Origin of the sequence: Sporosarcina jiandibaonis (assembly GCF_013184495.1) — a bacterium.
GTDB lineage: Bacteria > Bacillota > Bacilli > Bacillales_A > Planococcaceae > Sporosarcina > Sporosarcina jiandibaonis.
Map to the genome: position 1 here is coordinate 1 of NZ_JAAOIY010000021.1, position 601 is coordinate 601.

Here is a 601-nt window from a genome sequence, read left to right on the forward strand (position 1 = left end):
TTGGGAGCCAGCCGCCGAAGGTGGGACAGATGATTGGGGTGAAGTCGTAACAAGGTAGCCGTATCGGAAGGTGCGGCTGGATCACCTCCTTTCTAAGGATATATGTTCGAAAGCGAAAACACTTCGTGTTTGACCTTTCAACATTCGGAATGCAAGACTTTTTCTTGCAACTTGACGTTTTGCGTTCAGTTTTGAAGGTTCATAATAGTTTTTAGTATTTTATTAAAAACCTTTATAAACTTCATATAGACGGGGGAGTCATAAATCCCTTGCTCAGAAAAATCCCGGAAGGGGCCTATAGCTCAGCTGGTTAGAGCGCACGCCTGATAAGCGTGAGGTCGGTGGTTCGAGTCCACTTAGGCCCACCATTTACTTTTGGGGCCTTAGCTCAGCTGGGAGAGCGCCTGCCTTGCACGCAGGAGGTCAGCGGTTCAATCCCGCTAGGCTCCACCAACATACTCCGTAGGGGGTATTTTTGTTCCTTGAAAACTGGATAAAACAATTTTAAGAGTAACAAATCAAGTAATCAATCGAGTCAATTACTTCGTAATTGACATTGCAATACCTTTTTAACGAACATCGACTTTACATCGCTGTCTAG

Annotated in this window: 2 tRNA genes and 1 rRNA gene; all 3 read left to right on the plus strand. The window is 44.9% G+C overall.

Annotated elements, in window-relative coordinates:
* Positions 1-92: ribosomal RNA gene (locus G8782_RS18295) — 16S ribosomal RNA — on the plus strand; the annotation flags it as partial.
* Between the two features lie 199 nt (positions 93-291).
* Positions 292-368, plus strand: a tRNA-Ile gene (locus tag G8782_RS18300).
* 9 nt (positions 369-377) lie between these two features.
* Positions 378-453: transfer RNA gene (locus tag G8782_RS18305), tRNA-Ala, on the plus strand.
* Positions 454-601: the final 148 nt, after the last annotated feature.